The 14920-nt window shown below is 51.1% G+C and carries 16 protein-coding genes and 2 pseudogenes; 4 read left to right on the top strand and 14 right to left on the bottom strand.

Features of this window, described 5'->3' with window-relative positions; all coding sequences use genetic code 11:
* Positions 1–63: 63 nt before the first annotated feature.
* Genes CRJ03_RS05075 through CRJ03_RS05065 form a run of 3 tightly spaced genes read right to left on the bottom strand, consistent with a single transcriptional unit; the run spans position 64 to position 1849 of the window.
* Positions 64–855, bottom strand: coding sequence for an ImmA/IrrE family metallo-endopeptidase (locus CRJ03_RS05075; protein ID WP_104017825.1), 792 nt, complete (start codon positions 853–855; stop codon positions 64–66).
* Positions 852–1277, bottom strand: a complete 426-nt coding sequence (locus CRJ03_RS05070) for a hypothetical protein (RefSeq protein ID WP_165375241.1) — start codon at positions 1275–1277, stop codon at positions 852–854. The genes CRJ03_RS05075 and CRJ03_RS05070 overlap by 4 nt, the downstream gene beginning before the upstream one ends.
* Positions 1274–1849, bottom strand: a complete 576-nt coding sequence (locus CRJ03_RS05065) for a sigma-70 RNA polymerase sigma factor region 4 domain-containing protein (protein ID WP_129590244.1) — start codon at positions 1847–1849, stop codon at positions 1274–1276. The genes CRJ03_RS05070 and CRJ03_RS05065 overlap by 4 nt, the downstream gene beginning before the upstream one ends.
* A gap of 139 nt (positions 1850–1988) precedes the next feature.
* Here CRJ03_RS05065 and CRJ03_RS05060 point away from each other — a divergent pair, with 139 nt between their 5' ends.
* The 3 genes from CRJ03_RS05060 to CRJ03_RS05050 are packed head-to-tail and all read left to right on the top strand — an operon-like array spanning position 1989 to position 2720.
* A complete protein-coding gene (locus tag CRJ03_RS05060; protein WP_104017823.1) occupies positions 1989–2267 on the top strand; it encodes a hypothetical protein in 279 nt (92 codons plus the stop codon).
* A gap of 15 nt (positions 2268–2282) precedes the next feature.
* The gene (locus CRJ03_RS05055; protein ID WP_104017822.1) at positions 2283–2507 is read left to right on the top strand and encodes a DUF2188 domain-containing protein; all 225 of its coding nucleotides are present in this window, start codon (positions 2283–2285) and stop codon (positions 2505–2507) included.
* A gap of 3 nt (positions 2508–2510) precedes the next feature.
* The gene (locus tag CRJ03_RS05050) at positions 2511–2720 is read left to right on the top strand and encodes a hypothetical protein (protein ID WP_104017821.1); all 210 of its coding nucleotides are present in this window, start codon (positions 2511–2513) and stop codon (positions 2718–2720) included.
* Positions 2721–2798: 78 nt separating this feature from the next.
* Here CRJ03_RS05050 and CRJ03_RS05045 read toward each other — a convergent pair whose 3' ends face one another.
* The 6 genes from CRJ03_RS05045 to CRJ03_RS05030 form a co-directional block, all read right to left on the bottom strand.
* A complete protein-coding gene (locus CRJ03_RS05045) occupies positions 2799–3707 on the bottom strand; it encodes a MobA/MobL family protein (protein ID WP_104017820.1) in 909 nt (302 codons plus the stop codon).
* Positions 3708–5035: 1328 nt separating this feature from the next.
* A complete protein-coding gene (locus tag CRJ03_RS05040; protein ID WP_165375245.1) occupies positions 5036–5629 on the bottom strand; it encodes an AAA family ATPase in 594 nt (197 codons plus the stop codon).
* Between the two features lies 1 nt (position 5630).
* Positions 5631–6254 (bottom strand): hypothetical protein, encoded by a 624-nt coding sequence (locus CRJ03_RS19625; protein WP_129590243.1) that lies wholly within the window; start codon positions 6252–6254, stop codon positions 5631–5633.
* Entirely contained in the window at positions 6238–6720 is a 483-nt protein-coding gene (locus CRJ03_RS20085; protein ID WP_500690881.1) for a hypothetical protein, read from the bottom strand. The genes CRJ03_RS19625 and CRJ03_RS20085 overlap by 17 nt, the downstream gene beginning before the upstream one ends.
* Positions 6721–6769: 49 nt before the next feature.
* A complete protein-coding gene (locus CRJ03_RS05035) occupies positions 6770–8041 on the bottom strand; it encodes a methyltransferase (RefSeq protein ID WP_104017818.1) in 1272 nt (423 codons plus the stop codon).
* Entirely contained in the window at positions 8034–8927 is an 894-nt protein-coding gene (locus CRJ03_RS05030) for an HAD family hydrolase (protein WP_104017817.1), read from the bottom strand. Before CRJ03_RS05030 ends, CRJ03_RS05035 begins: the two co-directional genes overlap by 8 nt.
* Positions 8928–9111: 184 nt before the next feature.
* On the opposite strand from CRJ03_RS05030, the gene CRJ03_RS20080 reads away from it, so the two are divergent.
* On the top strand, positions 9112–9417 hold the full coding sequence (locus CRJ03_RS20080; RefSeq protein ID WP_206018302.1) for a hypothetical protein: 306 nt from the start codon (positions 9112–9114) through the stop codon (positions 9415–9417).
* 87 nt (positions 9418–9504) lie between these two features.
* On the opposite strand, the pseudogene CRJ03_RS05025 reads toward CRJ03_RS20080, so the two are convergent.
* The 5 genes and pseudogenes from CRJ03_RS05025 to CRJ03_RS05005 form a co-directional block, all read right to left on the bottom strand.
* Positions 9505–9798, bottom strand: a pseudogene (locus CRJ03_RS05025) (transposase); the annotation flags it as partial.
* Positions 9799–9999: 201 nt separating this feature from the next.
* Positions 10000–10371, bottom strand: coding sequence for a MazG nucleotide pyrophosphohydrolase domain-containing protein (locus CRJ03_RS05020; RefSeq protein WP_104017815.1), 372 nt, complete (start codon positions 10369–10371; stop codon positions 10000–10002).
* 323 nt (positions 10372–10694) lie between these two features.
* Positions 10695–10861, bottom strand: a pseudogene (locus tag CRJ03_RS05015) (integrase core domain-containing protein); the annotation flags it as partial.
* Between the two features lie 149 nt (positions 10862–11010).
* The gene (locus tag CRJ03_RS05010; protein WP_240611558.1) at positions 11011–12897 is read right to left on the bottom strand and encodes a UvrD-helicase domain-containing protein; all 1887 of its coding nucleotides are present in this window, start codon (positions 12895–12897) and stop codon (positions 11011–11013) included.
* On the bottom strand, positions 12849–14918 hold the full coding sequence (locus tag CRJ03_RS05005) for an ATP-dependent nuclease (RefSeq protein WP_104017813.1): 2070 nt from the start codon (positions 14916–14918) through the stop codon (positions 12849–12851). The genes CRJ03_RS05010 and CRJ03_RS05005 overlap by 49 nt, the downstream gene beginning before the upstream one ends.
* Positions 14919–14920 lie beyond the last annotated feature (2 nt).

The following is a 14920-nucleotide window of genomic DNA, read 5'->3' as shown; positions in this document are numbered from 1 at the left end:
AGGCCAAACCTTGAACGGAGCTGATTTATAAACGCGGGCTCTGAGGGGGCAGGTCAAAACGTTTCACCAACGATGCCCGAACCGTTCTGGCTCATCTTCCATCATACGGTCGTCTTTGATGGTGAGAAGAACAAGTGCCTCATCATCCCCAATGCACTTGACCTGTTCGAAGAGTTCGTACCGCTGCGCCTCAGCACGGTCGAACCAAGCATCGGCACCGATGATCCTGGGGTGAGCGTCCCCCTCGGACTGGCCGAACACGGCGTCGAATGCCGAGCTTTCTGGATCGAGCTCAGCTTGAGGAAACCAGCGCTGGTGAAACATAGGCGCTTGTGCGAACCATTTTCTCCCCTGACGCGTGTGACAAATCAACATACAGGGCCAAATATCCGCCTCGACCAATCGAATGGCTGTGGCCGGTAAGCTGGTGCGGAACTCCGAAGAGAATTGTTCAATTGTCTTGAATGTGAGTTTCTGGTGATCTCGGGCGCGCGGCTTTAGCAGATAGTGAGGCATGAGCAGCGATGCTGCGTACCCGTTGGCCTTGCGCTCTGCGAGCTGTTTGTGCTTCGGTTGGTATTCATCGACACGGCATTGCAGCTTTTTACCACGGTGGTAATGCCAATGCCCCAACTCGTGCGCGATAGAGAAACGCCTACGTCTGAGCCCGCGATTCCGATCTATTGAGATGATCGCTCGGTCCCGGTAGCCGAGAATATCGGCTTCACATCCGCTCAGATCGCAGTATCTGATTTCGGCTCCCTGGTCGAAGGCTATGTCTTCCAGTTCGATTTCGTGCGGTTCAGTGACGCCGAGCGACTTCAAGAGCCGCTCGGCAGGATCGATCCCCTTCATGAATCTTCCCCTTCTTCGGGGTCAATCACACCAAGGCGAACGAGATCATTGTACTTGCGCAGAACCTCCTCGTCGGTCAGATCGCTCTCGGTTTCGTTCCGGGCAGCCATCGACAGGCCATCTTGTTGGAGCGCTCGCCGCAAAGCCTGTCGGGCCAGGGAAACATCGACCACTTTTTCGGTCTCTTCTCCGGCCTGGGCTGCTTTGCGCCCTGCCCGTGCAGCTTTCATTCGTTCTTTGCGCGCCTGCATGAGGGTATCTTCGAACCTGGCACGCATCTGACCGCTAATTGCCTCCGGATCGCCACCAGCATCGGCAACTTCCTTGAGAATATCTTCATCGGACGTCGCAAGGAGGTCGTCGAAGAGCGCGTCGGCCAGTGAGACCAACTTTCTCCGTTCGTCGCTTCTCTTGTTTGTCATAGTGTGAATCCATTCTCGATGGCGTTGTTGATTTTGCGCCTTACATAGCGCCGCTTGCTGTTGAAACCGGTTTGATCGAGTCCAGTCACCTCCTTCAGTTCTGCTCCTTCCGTTCCGGTCAACATGCCCAGAACGATGAGCTGTGCTTCATCATCGCCGTCGAAAAGTTCCAGCAGGCGGTTTTCCATTCCTCGGGCTTGTTCATTTGAAATCATCCTTTCCTCGGCAGTTGGCCCGGGCTCTCTGGGGGTAATGGAATCCGGGTCTTCAATCGCGTCATCGTGAACCGACACCTCATCGCGCTGGTGCTCAACTTTCTGAAGCTCGTCATGAGCAATGCTGCGGATTGCCTCCGCAACGAACCGAACGACGCTGACTTCTCTGGGGCACTTCCGTGACCCTGCAATCGCTCGGCATAGTGCTTCCTGCACCAACTCATCGGGCTCCACCGGGTAGACTGCGTAGAGCTGGGCGGCGCTTCTGAGGCGCATCCAATCGGCAGTTGAAAGCTCGCCGATGGCTTCCTCCAGTTCCTCCCGCGTCAGCACTCCGGCTGTGTCGATATTCTTCATGTGCTCAAAACCTCTTCTCGAAATCCTATGCTGGAAAAAATCACCCATTCGGACAAATCCGTGTCCGAGCCCCCGGAAATCTTCCGCATAGGTAAGTGAGGCCAGGAAATCGGCTGAAAAAACACCATCGAGGAATCCAATGATCTACTCAATCAACTACGACCTGAACAGCCCCGGTCAAAACTATGGGGAGCTGCACGAAGCAATCAAGAGTTGCGGTGCCTGGTGGTACTATCTCGACTCTCATTGGCTGGTCGATACCAACCTGACTGCGAAAGGTATCTGGGACAAGCTCTCCCCTCACGCGGACACGAACGACAGCTTCCTGATCATTGGCGTCAGCCGCGATTACAGTGGCTGGCTCCCTCAGAAAGCGTGGGACTGGATCAATTCCCGCACCAACAAAATGGCTGCTTAGAAAAGGAGACCTAAAATGGCAGGCAAGAACCAGTATGTCGTCAGGAACGGCGAAAGCTGGGGCGTCCGTGGCGAAGGCAACGAACGTCTCACCAGAAGCTTCGACACTCAGCGCGAAGCAATCAACTACGGGCGCGATATCGCCCGCAACCAAGGCTCTGAACTGCGTATTCAAGGCGAAAACGGCCAGTTTCGTGAGGCTTGGAGCTACGGCAACGACCCCTATCCTCCGAAAGGCTGATCCATGATCAAGATGAAATACAAGGGCAAGACCTTCACCAACGGGCACTCCTTGGCCAATGCGATGACCCGTGACATGAACCAACAGATCGAGCGCAGTGTGCGTCAAGCTGCGGCCGTATCGGGTGTCCGTGTACGCAAGACACACAAAGGCATCGAAATCGAAGGTGACGCCAAGCATATGGAGCGTTTCCACAAACGGCTCGGGAAATGAGCCCAAACCTATTCTCACTCTAGGCGTGGCTCGCTCAAGGCCACGCCATTTTTTGTTTCAGCTGCAAAAGAGGGCATTTTACAACCCCCAACCGCCCCCGCTGTCGAGGTCGTGTCCCCGCTCCTTCTCCACCTGGCGCTCGTCATCCAGCTCTCGCTCTTCGCCGCCGTGCTCGATCTCCACCGGCCTAGACGGGTCCAGGAGCGAGCTGAGCCGATCTTTCACGCTCTCGCGCTTTTCGACTGAATCCTCGCCCTCCGGTTCGTCCCGGCCCTGGTCCCGCTCGACAATCTTCGCCAGTCGGTCGCGGATTTCATCTGGAGACCGCTCATGCCCATCCCTGGCGGCGGCCGCCCGAAGCGCCGCCAGACCGGCCGACACACGCCCCTGCCCTTCTTCGCGGGCGACACCGTAGGTCTTCCGCGCCATGTCCAGCCGCTCGCGCATATCGCGGAACATGGCGCGGGCCTGGCGGGCGGCGTGAACGGCGCGGCCGCGCTCGGTGACGGGTTCATACTCCCGCCCCTCGGCCTCGGCCGCCCGCATCTCGCGCCGCTCCATCGCACTGGCAGCCGGCCCCAACTTGACCTCCGGCGAGCGGTCCAGTTCTTCGGCCGTCAGCTCGTCACCACGTGACAACGCCTCGGCGCGCTGCGCCTCAAGCGACCGGTGATCGACACGTTCGGTCTCCCCTGCCCGCTCCAGCGCCCGGTTCTGCAACTCGGCCCAGACGCCGCGCATCTGCTCGATCTCGACGCCGCCGGTCTTCGCGGCATCGAGGACGCGGGTCTTGTCGGTGAAGCCCTCCGCTTCCAGCCGCCGGGTCGTGGCCAGAACATGGGCATGGTGGTTGCGCTGATCGCCCTCGCGGTGCGGCGCGTGGATCGCCACATCGACGGCCACCCCGTAGCGGTTGACGAACTGCTCCGCGAATTCGCGCATGATCTGGCGCCTCACCTCGGCGCCGATCTCAGACGGCAGGGCCAGCTCCCATTCTTTTCAGCATCCTGTTAATTAATTGGAAAATATTTGCATATGTCAATTTGCCCAAATGGTGCCCGTGGTTTGAATTGTCCATGGGCCGGGCATAGGGATCATGCGCGTCTGGAAACTGCGTCGAATTGGACGCTGATGTTTTCGGGATATTCATCTCGAATGGGCTCGGCGCGGACCTTCGTCACCTGGGGGGGTAAGTTGAGAAGCAGCCATTGCCGGATGTCTGCTTCCGTTGGATGTGCTTGATCCATCTCGCAGAGGTAGCGAAGGTCCGGAGTCCTCCCATCTTTAAGGCGCTGCGCCTACATATGGCAAGGATGGCCTTGTCCATGAAGGGGCTGGGAGCGGTCGTAGGACGTGACCCGCACGGACGGTGGCTTTGGGTCGAAATCGACGTATTTGCCGGACAAGGCAGAGCACAAATTCGAACTCGTCAATACAGCTCAACAAAGCCATATTCTCAAAATTTTCGCACTTTTGAGCCAACGGCAAAAAAAACGATTTCGAAACGTAGAATATGGCTCAGCAGAGCCGTATAGTCGCCATTTTGGGACTACCCGTCCCACAAGGCGGGCATACCCGAGTCACTTTTCGAACTTCTATCATGACAATTATACGGCCGCCCCTCCTGTGAGGTGCACAAGAGCGAGATAAAGGCCGAACTTCCATTGCTCAGGACAATATTTCATCTCCCTATTAACTGTTCGCGCTGGTGAAGGATCGAATAGGAGGTTCGCAACCGTCCGCGGAGGGCAACACGACACTTCCAAGCCAATAGAAAAAAGAAAACTCTAAATTTGAACAAATGGCTCATTCTTTATCAGGACCCAACTTCGCCTATCACGCTTATTAATATCGATAGGAGTCTTATATCTAACTGCGGTCGCAACAAAGACCAGAGTCGCATATCGAGTGAAGGCTCGATCTCTCCAAAAGTTTGGATCAATATGGGTGCACATCTGCCTACCGTACTTCCTCTCGATTTCTTTCAACAATAAGATATTGAGGTTTGAGAACGTCAAGACCGTTCCGGCAAAAAATTCGCCACAGACTTTTCCGGCACTTTCCTTGCAGAATACGCGATCCCCTTCAGAAACCATATCAAATGGAAGGCATCGAATCCGTGAAAACCTGCTCTCGACCGTTTTCTGGCCGTCTAAAAGCAAATCCAGAAAGGGTTGTTGGAATACCGCTAAATGAAATCTCATGTGACTCGCCCAAACAGCAACATGTTAACATTTTTCAAATTTTGTACAATTACGTGACATTTTAGGCACCCGGATTCGGCAGACAACCACATGTGGCTTTTCAGTATATTCTCATATCTCGCCACCCATCAGTTTTCCCCTTACGAAATCGAAAAGTTTTTCAATAGCCGCATCCCGTTCATTTTCCGCGATAATTACATCCGCGATGGACCTGATCTCATTCTCAACTGATTGCTCGCTTTCATGTAAATCGTGCAACTTCACGGCATTGAGAGGCAGCCCGTCGCGTTTGCTAATTCGCAGTAACCGCGTTTCTTCAGGTACCTCAAGAAAAACTAAAAAGAAAGGTAAGGGCCTGACAAGAGGCCAAATCGCAGAAATACTTTCAATGTGCCTAATGCCGTCGATTAGAAGGCTTTGCCGCCCATCCCAATCGCTCAATTTGAGTACTTCTAAAGCTAGGCCGTCGTGGTTCAATTGGCCAAGATATTCATTGGTCAAGCTCTGAAATGTTTCTCTACTATAGGGAAGATTCCGGCTGGCGGCAAGATTTCGAAAAAACGCACCGTAGCTTGCAACTGAGAACCTATATTCCTTTAGGAGATTTGTGACCAGCGTAGTTTTGCCGCTCCCAATTTTTCCTGAAATTCCCAGTGCGAATGGTTGCGTATTTGACCAGTCCCGATCGTTTTTTTTTACGGACAAATTACACTCCCAAATTCGAAAGAATCTCCGAGCTCACTTCCGAGCTATTCGCGATTTTCTTGCGCACTGGTGCATGCCCAGGGACTCCAAGTGGCATTAGGGTTCTCGGGCTGCCATCGATCTCCGTTTCTGACAGAACAAGTGTTAGAGCGTCCGTACCTTCAACCATACCGGAAAAATGGAAGACTCTTGGCGGCAAATAGTAAAAGTCGCCGCGCCGGAGGCGTTCACGTTTCTTGATCTTGAACGATGCTCTGTCTCCGTGCGCGGGGACGTTGTCTACTCTGCCCGACTGTTCAACCTCCGTTAATAGGTACTCGCCTTCTGGATCAATCTGAACCTCAAGGATACAATTTTCAATCTCACCGAACAAGACGCAGCTTGATAAGCGCCATATATGATCGTGATACGGCGTTACTGCTGAGCCACTAGTTGCAAGATCGTGCTTCCAATAGTGCAGTCTTATGACAGACTCGTCCTGTCTAAATATTTCGGTTAGCAGAAAGCCCAACGGATGATGAATGTATTCATAGTCGCTTGTTGAAATAGACCATATCAAAAAATCATGGATCGCCTTAAAATTGCGTTTTTTAAACCAATGCTTGAGATCATGAAGATCGACCATTGCTTACCTCATTTTGGATCAACCACAAGGTTGGACGCTCGTCCCGTAACGCTTCGAGCCCAAGAACTTGCTCATTTGGCGAGGTCGTATGAACCCCGCCGAACGTCGGCCTTTCTATAACCTTGAAAGCTGACTGATCGAGAGTTTCAATGGGCCCATGCAATCGAAACCATGCGGGATATCGACCTCGTACGTAATAGTGAGGAGTTGCGCGGAAATCCGGTGAGCCTATACCTTCACCGCCCGGGGCCAGTACTACACTCGAACAGAGAGTTTGATAGCATTCCATTAATCCTGTGTCGAAGAGGATAATTCGAACTTCGCGTCCAGTGTCGTCAAACAATCCAGCGAGTTGGTCGCGGGGTGCCTTTTCTTGATTTCGTGCCCACCAGCCCCACCAAGCATAACCGAACTCGTCGATCAAACGTGCGTGCTCTGCAATGTTTCCGCGGGGTTCTGTAACCATGTCTCTGAATCGAAGCATGATACAAACATCGCTACCAAATAGAAACTTTTCAGTTGGCATCGTGACGTACCCAAACAGGAATGATTCGATGGAACAAGTTCCCAGTTGCGTCTTGCTCAATGGCTCCTTTTTGAAGGAGGCTCTCCTTCCACTCCGGGCGGTCCCAGAGCAAGTCAAGGTCAAAGGGGACTCTGTATCCGTTTAGTCCCAGGGGGAATTCTCGTTCATGCCCCTTTGGAATCCGGCTCAAAGCGTAGTCTGACGACACACTGCTCATCATCAGAAGCACCTTTCCACCGGAGTTAAGAAGGTAACCGAAATTCGACAGTATGTCATCGTACAATTCAAGTCCGCTTATAGCTTTTCCGTATCCTGTTGCCCCTAGTTTCTCCAAGCTATCGGCCTCGGGCACGTAAGGAGGATTACAAACAACATAGTCGAAAGTTTCACCGATCAATTTAGGTTCAAATTTTTCGGCCCTTACGCTGACAGAGACATGGTTCGACGATGGTTTTAGGCCATTCACTTGGAGGTTTTTCAGTGTGCAGTTCGCCGCGTCTTCGTTTATCTCAACTGAAACCACCCTGGCGGTAGCTGGACTCAAAGCAGCTGTAACGGTGATGAGACCGCTGCCGGGCCCAATCTCTAACACGGAGGTCGACTTGTCGTTATTCTTCCGGAGATCTGAGTTCAGTATCTCAGATAGAACGACTGTGTCGACAGTGGGTCCGAATACATTCTCCCTTTGTCTATCGACATGAATTAATGCTCCTCTATGATAAACCAACTTGTCAACAGATGTTACGGCTGCTTTAATTGCATTCTTTTCCTTTGGAGTTGAGTTTTCCAAAAACCTCTCCAAATCCAACATTCCGGTTGGCTCTCTTATGGACACTAAAGGACGGAGATATGCTGAGCCTAACGAATTCGCTGCCGAAAAGGACACGAGAACACTGAGATCGTATCCTCCAGGAAAACATATCACGGCGCCCTTGCTGCTGATCCTCACTTTTGACTGGAGGTGTTCCAACTTGCGTGCAATCCGGAGAGAAAACACTTGCCATAAGGAGTGCAAGAAGCGCTGTTGCAATGAAAGCTCGCGGTCTGGCCCAAAAGTGGCCGAATTCCAGGTCGTTTCACTCGTTATCCAAGAAGTAGGTCCACCGGGCTCAAGGCCTTCCGATATCAGATCGCAGATTTCACTTTGCGCAATCAAGCCGATCGTGCTGGAGTCGGCCAAACGCTCCTGTTCTTGCATTAGGACTGAGAAGTTACCGCTCTCAATTGCTTCTCTCGCGAGAGCGATTTCAGTCTCATTCATCAGAGTTCTCCATTAGGTCCAAAAGTGTCAAGTTTCGTTGTGGGAATAGTTGACAAATCTCAGAAAAGCTTTCTACCCGGTAATCTGGTTTGAACGAGTTCGCATCATAAGTGTGCGCTACTTCAGCATCACTCCAATTAGTAATTTTCAGTAAAGTCTGGTTGTCTCTTGAATCCGGGTCGAACTCCGCACCATACTTTGCCCAAATTGTACGAATTCCAAGTGTTGAAGCCGGAAACAAATCTTTGTTTAAGCTATCTCCGATGGCCCAAATTTCGCCTATTTCTTCATTTTTGAGCATGCTGAGTGCGATTTGGTAGGGCTTGGTGCTTGGCTTGGCATCGGGCTTTTTAAAGGTCTCTATTCTATCAATTCTTGTTCTCTTACGCTTTGTCCGTTTCACGAAGTTGGTATCGACCTCATCTGGAGGATCTATGCCTTCCCAAGCAACTATTCCTGAAATATATTTATCCAAGCCAAGCTCGTAGAGGCGTTTTTGCGCGAGGTACAATGGGGAGTTTGTAACGCTTATTGCAACATGTCCATGTTTGCGAAGATACTCAAGACCTTGAATGACCCCTGGGTATGGTTCCAGATGATACCTCTTGACTTTGCTGAACGCCCCCCGTCCAATCCGAATCAACTCGGCGACCTCGGCGCGATCCATGTCCTTGACGACACTGAGCTCTTGTATAGAGAACGCGTACTCTAGCGTATCGTGTTGAGCATAGACCGACTTGAAGTCCCGAATCAGTTCATCCAACGGCACATTGAGAACACGTCTAAGTGCATGACACATTGCACGAAAACTAGGCGCGAAGAACTTTGGCCAATCGTACAGTGTGTTGTCGATGTCAACGAGTATGACGTGCTTTGGCGCTTCCATGCGTGTATGCTAGCACATTAAGTGAGCATGTCTTCAGGAGAGTTGAATAATGCGATTGCTTCCAGGCAGGCGGTATAGGAGCGGATGGCGATGGTGTTTCCTGCGTTGGACCGACGTAGACCCAGTTGGGAAAGGTGAAATCTATTTGACAAGACTTCATATTTTTCAAACACCTTGGTTCAGCATGATGCTCCACTGGCTCAGGTTGCCAGATCCGCAACCCGACCTTCATGATCATCCAAATGACTTCTTATCACTGCTGCTCTGGGGTAACTATTGTGAAGAAGTTCCCGCAAGCGATCAAATTGATAGCCGAAATGTCCGCAGAGTACGGTTCTTCAACATCGTGCACGCAGAAGACCGTCATCGTATTGTCAAAGTCTCCGATCCGACAATAACTCTGGTGATAGCAAACAAAGTGCGCAGGGATTGGGGGTTCTGGGTAAATGGAGAGTTTGTTCCTTGGCGGGATTATGAGCTAACTGAATAGCCTTGAGGGTAGTGCCCCGAGGAGTGGTGTAGGAACTGGCGTCCACCTGCTTCTGCACTGAGCGGCGATCATCGCCGTCTCACTTTCATCGTGGCACATGGCGGTCAGCTTTTCCACCGGCATGTAGCGGCGGGAGACGGCCCATTCGTCGTTCTGCTCCAGCATCAGCGCGCCGACGAGCCGGATCACGGATTCACGGTTCGGAAAGATCCCGACGACGTTGGTCCGTCGCTTGATCTCCTTGTTGACGCGCTCCAGCGGGTTGGTGCTGTGCAGCTTCGAGCGCAGGCTCTCGTCGAAGGCCGTATAGGCCAGCACGTCGTGCTCGGCCTCGTCCATGAGCTCAGCGACATCGCGGAACCGCTCGCGCAGAAAATCGGCATCATCGCTCTTGGCGATCACGCTCGGAAGGTCAATCATGGTCTCGGTCATCGTGCTCTTCTTCGTTGTCATCGGTCTTTGAACAACCTCAGACTACGAAGAAGCGCGGTGGCCGCCAGCCCGGCCGCACGCTACGCTACGCCAAAAGGCTCCGCGTGCGGCCTCTTACACCACCCGGTGGGGCACTACCGCCTTGAGCGCTTAGAGCACAATACTTGAACCAATCTCCTCTGATTTTCGATTGAATTTATCAACAATCGCGGCGCCCAAGTCAATGTTTTGGCTGTGTGCCAACATATCCAAATAAATTACTGTGTCGGCGATTTCTTCGGCCAGCATCTTCTTTATCTGATCATCACTAAATCTTGACTCCACCAAACTGTCTCGCTGCCGGCTAATCCTTTTTATGACATGCGCAGCTTCACCCAACTCCCCAACGCACGCTGCCAACCATTCAGCTGGCGTCCAGTCGGATACAAGGTGGCCAAACCCATCATCGGCCTCACATCGCTCTCGATTAGCTCTGCTAAACCGCTGGAAAGTGAGGGCGCTGTCTGTCTTTTGTTCTTCCATCGTTTCATCTTACCATGTTCTGAAAGATCTCATGTTGGTACATCGTGTATCGTTTTAGTTGTTGAATCAGAAACAATAACCTCAATGCATTGTTACCCAATAGCTTCACTGCTGGGACGGAAGCACCGCATAGCACTCGAGTGCGTCTCAATAAGGTAGATATACCAATGCTCTACGAGTTTCCTTCGTGCGTCGAGAAGGTCACTGCGTGTGTATACCCGTCCTACATCGCTCCCTACCCGTACCCCAATTCAAAATCCTTCTCCATTTGGCGTTAACTGTTCAGTTTGCCCTCGGCCGTTGTAAGAGCTCCCGAACTTCGATCAAACACACGGGCTGGATGCGTGTGCCTCTTTCATCAGTGCCGCCGGGACATTTTGCCCGATGGCGCCGTGCGGTCGTTCCTCGTTGTAGCTCTACGCCCAGCCTCCAACTTTTCGACCGCATCTTCAAGGCTGATGAACCAGTGTCTGTTCAGGTATTCTGACCTTCCCCCCGCGAAGCCCCTCAGTCTGATGTAGAGTCTGCCCAACCGTTCTTGTCCATTCTCAGCTCCTCTCAACCAGTCTGAAAGGAACCGCCGTCCAAATCAAATGTGCGAAAAACTCTGTACATTATCGGCGGCAACCACAAAAGTTGCTAGGCAAGGCTAATTTGATCCTCGGAAAATAAACCACTTTCTAGTAGTTCGTCTTTCGTTGCCTCTGGAGTGGGCGTGAAAAAGAGAATTTTCAAATTCTCTTCGGCTCTTGAAAAGCATACATAGGCAAGCTTTCGTCCGCGTTCGAATTGCCCTTCGGTTGGTTCGCCAGCGACACCTGGACTGAGCAATTTGGAAAAGCTATATTGATTCCAATTCGCTTCGATATCATCAAAAACGACAAGAACATTGGGATACTCTTCGCCCTTTACACCATGCTGGGTGCTATACGGTGTGCTTTTCAAAATGAAATCGCGGTAAGCGAAAAGTTCATTGGTAGGCATGGCAAAGAAACTGTCTGCCAACCAATCGCCTTTCTCTTCACTGTGCGTTTCGTTGTCGTATTCTTCCGCGCGCGGACATCTCGCGAGCTGCTCCTTCAGTCTGTCTGAGGAATTAATCAACCCGTTTTCGTCGCAATAGACTAGCACGTCTTTTGTGGTTCCGTCTGACCAAATCTCAGTCAATTCCTCCAGCTGGAGCTTTGACTGGTCAACCATATCCTTAAGCTTTCGGCCAGCGTTCGGCCCTTGTGGATCGTAGGTATGGCTGTTGGTTCTTAGGATATCGATGACTTGTCGACTTTCGCCTTTGCCCGAGGCTTCTATAAGTGGACAGATGACTTTGAGAAACGGTTTTAGAAGATAGTGCTGGCCAGATTCGTAGTCATCCTGGGCGCGCTGCGATGCGTAGGGACCAGTGAAGAGTTGTTGCAGCTCAGAAAACGCTAATCTTCTCGCAATCATCTGACGTACAAGAAAGAGACGAATGACATCGGTCCTATCGTTCCAACCCCACGATTCAACTGTTTTATCCATTTTCGCGAGCGCTCGATCAAGTTGTTCTTCAGTGTACCGCTTGCGGGGACCTTCAGGTGTTTCCGCTTCGATCAAATGTATTTCAACGCTACCGTTGACTTCGGCGTTGGAGCCAGCAGCGATCTGCTTTACATCACTCCGAAAAGCGTTCAAAAAATCAATCACTTGCGGTGAGCAACGAAAGTTCTCGATCTTAGTGATTGACATCCCCCCTTCTGGTGGAGCGAAATCCCCAGCCCTCCCCTCATAGATCTGTTGCCATGGATCACCGAAGTATCCGACCAGCGGCAAACCTGGCTCTGAACAAGTCAGATTAAGCCCTTCAACAATCGAGACAAAGGTATCCTGAGCTTCATCGACAAAGATGAACGGATAACGCATTCCAATGAGTCGACGAAAGTTATGACGCTCTTTGAATAGGTAACCGGCAATCTCTATGACATCGTCGTGACTAAGTTTACCGTTTAAGTAATCGCTAAAAGCAACGTCATCATACGTAAAATTGACCACATCAGAAAGACCCATCAATTCGGTTTCTAGTTTGGCGATTTTTTTTCTCGCTTTACGTGCTTTCTTTGTTTCTTTTCCATCATCGTCCTCGGTCGCCTTTTCGATCAAAGTAGGTAAGCGATCATTTTGAAGTGCCTCACGAATGTCGCGCTGGAAACGACTAATCTCGGCCCAGAGAAAGCCGTGCATCGTTGAAACTCGGTATAGTTCATCGAACCTTAGTCGTCGTTGAATTACGTCGACGGCTCTATTTGTGAACGTGATACAAGCGATACGCTGACCATCTTGGCGTAGTGTAGCGCCATGGGTTGCTCGAATTTCTGCGAGCGCATCCACTAGTGAAGTGGTTTTACCGGATCCCGCGCCAGCAGTAAGTGCAAAGCTACTGTGTTCGGCAATGCATTCACGCACGGCTTCATCAGCATTAGTTTGGACACGATTAATCATAATCAGGTTTGCTCGGCTTTCACCGGCGGGTGCAGTCGGTTCTCCAACCACCTAAGTCCTTCGGCGATATAAGCTGGTACTTGCCAGTCTGCGTCACTCGCAAGCATATCCAAAGCGAAGTCAGTCTTTTTGAAGTTGCTTGACTTGATGCGTTCGTATACAGCTTCGTAAGCTTCATCTAGCGCAGCTGGAATCTCCGAGCCAATACTAAGGGTATTGTCCTTAAAAAGCTCAAAATTCTGATAGACAAAGGCTTCCTCCAAGGTGCGAGGGCGCATTGTCATGGCAGCATCGCCATCGGCAACTGGAACATCTTGCTGGAAAGTGACGTACCTATCTCGTTCTTCGTCGTGCCGTTGATCAGGAGTGAGAGCAATAAGATCATTGACGGAATTCACATCAAAAAATTTCTTGAGAGAAGAGTTGGCGGTGAGTGCGCCATCGAGATCGGCACGGCACGCTGGATGTCGGCCTTCAGGATGGGCGGAATCCAGGTCGGTTATGACGAGATATGGGATACTCAGGAAGGTCAGCAACTCATCAAATCGGTGCGCGTAGGCGCCACCGACTTCCAGTATGGTGAGATATGATATCTGTAGCCGATCGGCTGCTCGCTCAATCATCGTTGGCATCAGTAGTTTTTCCACCGACCCTTCTACCAGTACTGCCGCGTCTGCAAAAAACAGGTCGCAGTGTGTCAATCGAAGATAACGTTTTAGAAATGCCAATGCTTCTTCCGGGGTTGCTTGCTGCCCCTCCACATCGACCGCAGTTGGCTGAAAATCTCTTAGGCTGTGGATTTTTGTAGCATTTAGAATCCGCCCAGGGTCTGGTGCTTCGCCTTCAAGTTGACATCTCCTGAAGTATCGAACCTTGCTGAACTCGGTTGCATCAAGGATGTGCGATGAATGGGTGGTCACAATTAGCTGCGGAATCCAGTCACTAGCGCCTTCTGCTTCAGCTGACTGTTGGATGACATCCCAGATGTTATTAATGAAGGTCTGCTGCACCTGAGCGTGTAAGTGGACCTCGGGCTCCTCTACAAATATGATCTGACACAGTGGTCGGTTTTGGGCGGTACGAACCCACTGAGAATGGTAGTGTTTGGCTTGGATTGCCATGTAGATAAGGTTCTTGAACCCAAGTCCGTTATACAGTTCAGGCAGCTCATGCCCACTATCAGCATCAACATAGAGAAGGTCAGTATTCCCACGAAGGGCGGTTTCAGGATTTAGAGTGGAGACGATCTTTAGTTCTCGATCATTCACCGATGGGACGCCAATCCCTTTGATTACACCCATGATGCCAGAAAATTGGACGGCGTAGTGCGCAGTGAGCTGCTGATTGTTTTCATCAATTACCCGATATGCCTCTTCCGCAACTTCCGGTCGCTCAAGGTTCTTCTGGTAGAAGCCGGAAAATGCACTCGAGAGCTTGTTGCTTCTATGCCCTTCTTCATCGTCGATGTTTCGTTGTGCATCCACAAAATCAATTCGGACCAAATTTTGAAGAAGATTCCGTCCCTCGTCCTTGTCTAGCGGTGTTGCCACGGCACCAGCACCGTCGTCTTCAAGCGATGCGTAGGTAATTCCGAAATGCCGATTGAGTTCGCTGTTGTTAGTTAGAAAAGCTGATAGTGGTGTTTCTGGAGGCTCGTCCCCATCTTGAGGGTAAGCCGCTAAGTATACTTCGCGCACCTTTGAAGGATCAATTGCAGCGTAACGTAGTCGCACACCTAACCGTTCAAAGTCTTCGGACAGATTGGGAAGGAGTGTGAAGGCTCTCCCAAACTCTATGGACTCAGGGTCTACTCTGAACCAGATGTCCAATTCTATCGCGGGTAAAGTGTCCGTTTCACCGCCTGCACCAAAGCTATCGAAGTCAGCAATCCGACCAACAGAAAAGTCATATATGCTGAATCTCCTTTGTCCCAGGAAGCACCGGAAAACCGAAGTCGCAGACGTCTTTCCGCTGTTATTGGCTCCAACAAAAACGGTCTCTTTTTCTTCAATTCCAGTCGACGCTTTCTCAAGGCGACGAAAATTTTTTATATCAATTCGATCTATCTTCATTT

This window comes from Roseovarius nitratireducens (assembly GCF_002925845.1).
In the GTDB taxonomy this organism is placed as follows: domain Bacteria; phylum Pseudomonadota; class Alphaproteobacteria; order Rhodobacterales; family Rhodobacteraceae; genus Roseovarius; species Roseovarius nitratireducens.
The sequence above is the reverse complement of the archived record's forward strand: the minus strand, read 5'-3'. Positions and strand labels throughout refer to the sequence as shown.

Excerpts from the sequence above, each read along its gene's own strand:
- CRJ03_RS05075 (WP_104017825.1), bottom strand. The coding sequence starts at position 855 with ATGAAGGGGATCGATCCTGCCGAGCGGCTCTTGAAGTCGCTCGGCGTC.
- CRJ03_RS05070 (WP_165375241.1), bottom strand. The coding sequence starts at position 1,277 with ATGACAAACAAGAGAAGCGACGAACGGAGAAAGTTGGTCTCACTGGCC.
- CRJ03_RS05065 (WP_129590244.1), bottom strand. The coding sequence starts at position 1,849 with ATGAAGAATATCGACACAGCCGGAGTGCTGACGCGGGAGGAACTGGAG.
- CRJ03_RS05060 (WP_104017823.1), top strand. The coding sequence starts at position 1,989 with ATGATCTACTCAATCAACTACGACCTGAACAGCCCCGGTCAAAACTAT.
- CRJ03_RS05055 (WP_104017822.1), top strand. The coding sequence starts at position 2,283 with ATGGCAGGCAAGAACCAGTATGTCGTCAGGAACGGCGAAAGCTGGGGC.
- CRJ03_RS05050 (WP_104017821.1), top strand. The coding sequence starts at position 2,511 with ATGATCAAGATGAAATACAAGGGCAAGACCTTCACCAACGGGCACTCC.
- CRJ03_RS19625 (WP_129590243.1), bottom strand. The coding sequence starts at position 6,254 with ATGGTCGATCTTCATGATCTCAAGCATTGGTTTAAAAAACGCAATTTT.
- CRJ03_RS20085 (WP_500690881.1), bottom strand. The coding sequence starts at position 6,720 with ATGGTTACAGAACCCCGCGGAAACATTGCAGAGCACGCACGTTTGATC.
- CRJ03_RS05035 (WP_104017818.1), bottom strand. The coding sequence starts at position 8,041 with ATGAATGAGACTGAAATCGCTCTCGCGAGAGAAGCAATTGAGAGCGGT.
- CRJ03_RS05030 (WP_104017817.1), bottom strand. The coding sequence starts at position 8,927 with ATGGAAGCGCCAAAGCACGTCATACTCGTTGACATCGACAACACACTG.
- CRJ03_RS20080 (WP_206018302.1), top strand. The coding sequence starts at position 9,112 with ATGATGCTCCACTGGCTCAGGTTGCCAGATCCGCAACCCGACCTTCAT.
- CRJ03_RS05020 (WP_104017815.1), bottom strand. The coding sequence starts at position 10,371 with ATGGAAGAACAAAAGACAGACAGCGCCCTCACTTTCCAGCGGTTTAGC.
- CRJ03_RS05005 (WP_104017813.1), bottom strand. The coding sequence starts at position 14,918 with ATGAAGATAGATCGAATTGATATAAAAAATTTTCGTCGCCTTGAGAAA.